Source organism: Lentimicrobium sp. L6 (assembly GCF_013166655.1).
Lineage (GTDB): Bacteria > Bacteroidota > Bacteroidia > Bacteroidales > UBA12170 > UBA12170.
In genome coordinates this window covers 1-4,721 of record NZ_JABKCA010000140.1, presented here as the reverse complement: position 1 = coordinate 4,721, position 4,721 = coordinate 1, and the positions used below count along the sequence as shown (strand labels likewise).

Genomic DNA, 4,721 nt, shown 5'->3' with positions numbered 1-4,721 from the left:
TACAAAATAATATACTCATATACAACTATTTGTGAACTAAATGGGTAACCCTAAATAATAATATCAAATTATTAAGAATATCATTTTTAAACGATAGCAATAACTTAAATCAAAATATGAAATCAATTCTGTACTATTTATTTATTGGACTATTTATGGTCCTCAGTTCTTTCACATATTCTCAAAATATTGAGGCATGGGAGTTTAGTAGTGCTCCAAAAATGAGACATATTAATAAGGTTGCATTCAACGAAAGCAGATGTTTTTTAGTTGGTGGCTGGGAAAGTAATGATGCCATATCAACAATATATTATTCCGATGATACTTGTCAAAACTGGTTGTTGGCTCTTGATAATGTAAATGCATGGTTGCATGACATCTCGTTTCCCAATGCAAATATTGGATACTCAGTAGGTACCTCTGGAACTATTTTAAAATCAACAGATCAAGGGGGCTCTTGGGAACAAATAGAATTACCAGGGAATCTCTCTGGAAGAAACTATTACGCGACCCATTTTACAAATGCTACTACAGGTATTGTATTGGGAGGAAACGAAAGTAACGATGCCATTAGAACTATAATCAAAACAAATGATGGCGGACAGACTTGGAGTATCATTTCGGACAACTTAGGACCAATGTTAAGAGATGTTTTCTTTGTTAATGAAACCATTGCATATGCATGTGGTGATAATGGAACTGTTTTAAAATCCACAGATTCAGGTGATACTTGGAGTGATTTATCGCCAACTGGAAACCTGCAAAACAGAAGGTTAAATAGCATTTATTTTTCAAATGAAAATGTTGGAATCATAGTTGGGGGGAACCCAACAAATGATTCTATTCAGACCATTATAAAAACTACAGATGGTGGCGCAAATTGGTCTATTGTTAAAGACCAAGTAGACCATATGTTAAATGCTATATCTAAATATGATGACGATGTCCTTCTTGCTGTAGGTAATTATGGAAGCTTTCTTCAAACAGAAGACATGGGTGATAATTGGTTTGATTATTCTTTACAAGCCAATGACACTGTTCACTTAAACGATATTGGTTTCAAAAATAAGTTTCTGGGCTTAACTGCAGGGAATTATGGAAAATATGGATGTTTTAATGATTTCACTGGAAACCTAGCCACATCACAATTAAACGAACCAGCTCTAGTACTCACCTCTTCAAGCGTAAAATTTTCTGGGAGTACCAATCCAAATGGTTCAGATACTGAAGTCATTTTTGAGTACGGTGAAAATAATTTATTCGATCAATCTGTCTCCGTTTTCTATGAGGCTATTAATGGAGAAGATGATATAATAATAGATCTAATTGTTTATCAATTAAATGAAAATACCAAATACTCTGGTCGTATCAAAACTAGTAATATTCATGGAACAAGTTATAGTAACATCATTGTATTTTACACAGGATTAGACTATATTCCTAATTTCAGTTTTGAAAACTGGACAGAAAACACTACTTCAATATTGGATGATTGGGGATATTCAGGGAGTGTTTCGCAAATAACATCTCCAAATAATTCTCAAGCTGCTTTACTTCAAACTAACGATGATGATATAGGAGCAATATTTTTAGGCTCTCCTGGAGATAATGGTTTAGTCGGTGGTGTCCCTTTTAACAGCAGGCCAGATTCTGTATCAATATGGCTTAAATATGATATTGCTGAAAACGATACTGCCTTAGTAATCTCTATGTTGAAATTAAATGATGAATCGCTTATCTCAAATAATTTCCAACAAGTTTACGGTTCCTCAAATGAAGAATTTATAAATGTAAAATTTGCAATTAACTACTTGAATGAAATGCAACCAGAACAATTATTTTTTGGTATAGTTAGTTCAAATGTTTTCTCAGGACAAACCAATCCTGAAAGTAATATCGCAATTGATAAAATAGAGTTTATTAATTCTTCGGAACAACTTCCCAATAATAATTTTGAAAATTGGACAGAGGAGTCTGAGTTTACAATCAATAAGTGGTATTCAAATCAGGACAATAACGACCCTACTCCAATCGTAGAAAAAAATAATGAAGCATTCTCAGGAAACTTAGCCTTAAAACTATCTAATTCTATAGGTGAGCAAAACATGAAATTTGCTCATTTATCTTCATACCATAATAAATATGAATATGGCCCCAGTTTCCCCGTTTACTCAAACGCTGAAAAATTCTTCTTTTATTATCAGTTTTATCCCGAAAATGACGATAGCTTGTTTATAAATGTAGAAATGTATTCAAATGGTGAAGTTATTGGAAATGGTTATCAATTCATTGTTCAATCAGTAAATGAATACACGCTAAAAGAAGTTCAAATAAATTATTTCAATGAAGGGCAAGCAGATAGTGCATCTATATATTTTACAATTGCAAAAAATAATCATCAAGGAGTCCCTGGAGATTCATATGCTTTACTTGACAATATGAGTTTTGATGCCATTATCCAACCTCAAAATATTTCTGAATCATTTCAATTAAATGAATCCTTTAGTATTTACCCAAATCCAACAAATAACTATGCCAATATAGATATTCTAAAGCTAAAGAATAATGACCAGGCCATAGTAAAAATTTATGGTATAAATGGTGAACTAATCTATATTAAAGAAATTTCAAAATATGATAATGACATTATAATAGTTGATTTACAAGGTATTTCACCTCAATTATTAATTGTGGTAGTTGAAATAAATAACAAAGTATATACTAAGAAAATAATTAAAAAATAACATATGAAAAATCTTCTACTATTCATCATTCTTATTTTAGGATTGTTTCCAATGGATATTCAAGCACAAACAAGTGTGTCCGACCCTCCTGGCACAAGTGTTTCAAGTACCCCAAGCAGCGGTGTATATATTGGTAAAACTGGAGGGAAAACATTCTCCTACACTAATACAAATTGGCCAGACTGGATGGAAACTTGTTATACATGGGGGCTTGGTACTACACTCAACGATGTGATCAATGGATATAGCCTCGATGTAAATTGCCCTGTCATGGACGACCTAAGTTATGCAGCGGGTTCTTCTAATTTATCAGGCGGAATTATTGTATATACAGGTAATACAAACTACAGGTTTTTAAATACAAGTAGTTCTTGGGTAACTCAATCAGTATCTGTAAAAATGACCATTACAATAACAGATGCTGGGGGCCCAGTCACAATTAGTCAGTCGGGCTCATTATTACTATTTCCAATTGAAAGTAATTTTAATGAACATGTAATTATTGAAGCTTATGGGCCTTCTAATGCCAATTATATTGGAAGTAGTAATGCCAACCAATGGACTCCAGCAGTAGAGTTATTTGATAATTTACATACTGATCCATCAAGCTTTATATGTACATCATTTGATAATGGAAGTTTTTATTCATTTTCAACTACTGCTGTAGCCTCCAACTCAGGTCCGTATTGTCCTGGTGAAACAATTACCTTAACATCTAGCGGAGGTACTTCATATAGCTGGACAGGACCAGATAGTTTCTCATCAGCAGTTAATAATCCTACAATTCCAAACTCAACCTCCTCAAATTTTGGAACCTATATTGTTGAAGTAACAGATGCAAACGCTTTTAATTGTGTCGATACGACAAAAACAATTGTAAACGAAACTATTGATAATACTGCCCCAATAGCTATTTGCAAAAATATTGAAGTTGAACTAAACGCTGCAGGTAATGCAACTATAACAGCTTCACAAGTTGACAATGGAAGTTCAGATGCATGTAGTGGAATAGCGTCACTTAGTGTTTCTCCAAACTCTTTTGACTGCAATAACATTGGAAATGTTACAGTAACCCTTACTGTGACAGATAACGCCTCAAATACAGCAACTTGTAATTCAACAGTAACAGTGAAAGATATAACACCACCTGTTGCATCATGCAAGAATGCTACTATTTATCTATCAGGCTCCAAGAGCTCTAATCGAAACCACAATCAAAATTCAAGACTTCCGGCTCCCCCTGCTAGCATACCTATTCCTACTTCAGAAGTTAATAATGGAAGTTCAGACGAATGTGGTATAGCCAACCTTTCAGTTTCCCCTGCAACAGTAGATTGCAGTAATCTGGGAACAAATACAGTTACTCTAACAGTAACTGATAATGGAGGAAATCAAAGTACTTGTACATCAACTGTAACTGTTGTTGATGATGTACCTCCGGTTATTACTGTTTGTGCTTTAAACCCTGCAAACATACCTGCAAATTCAGCATGTCAAGCTTCTACTCCAGATTTCACTGGACAAGTTACTGCCACTGATAATTGTACAGCATCTCCTTCAATAACACAATCTCCTAGTATTGGATCTACTTTGGGGTTAGGGACTACTACAATTACCCTTACTGCAACCGATGGCAGCGGAAATACTGCTACTTGTACCGTGAATCAGACTGTAGTAGATAACACAGCTCCAACTATTACAGTCTGCGCCTCAACCCCTATTTATATAATTGCTAATGCTTCCTGTCAAGGGACTGCTCCAAATTTAACCGGTTCTGTTACTGCTACTGATAACTGTACAGCCTCTCCAACCATTACTCAATCACCAGCTGCTGGTGCTACTCTTGGTTTGGGGACCACTACAATTACTCTTACAGCAACCGATGGTAGTGGTAATACCCATTAGCGTTAACTTAAGCTGTATATTTTTTTAAGTTACAGATATACATATGATTACAAGACTATTTCTTTCTGACTT

General features: G+C 34.5%; 2 protein-coding genes. Both read left to right on the top strand.

Annotated features, from left to right (window positions below; translation table 11 throughout):
* Positions 1–116: 116 nt before the first annotated feature.
* Complete coding sequence (locus tag HNS38_RS19670; protein ID WP_172284508.1) at positions 117–2,744, top strand: YCF48-related protein; 2,628 nt, start codon at positions 117–119, stop codon at positions 2,742–2,744.
* A gap of 3 nt (positions 2,745–2,747) precedes the next feature.
* A complete protein-coding gene (locus tag HNS38_RS19665) occupies positions 2,748–4,649 on the top strand; it encodes an HYR domain-containing protein (protein ID WP_172346958.1) in 1,902 nt (633 codons plus the stop codon).
* Positions 4,650–4,721 lie beyond the last annotated feature (72 nt).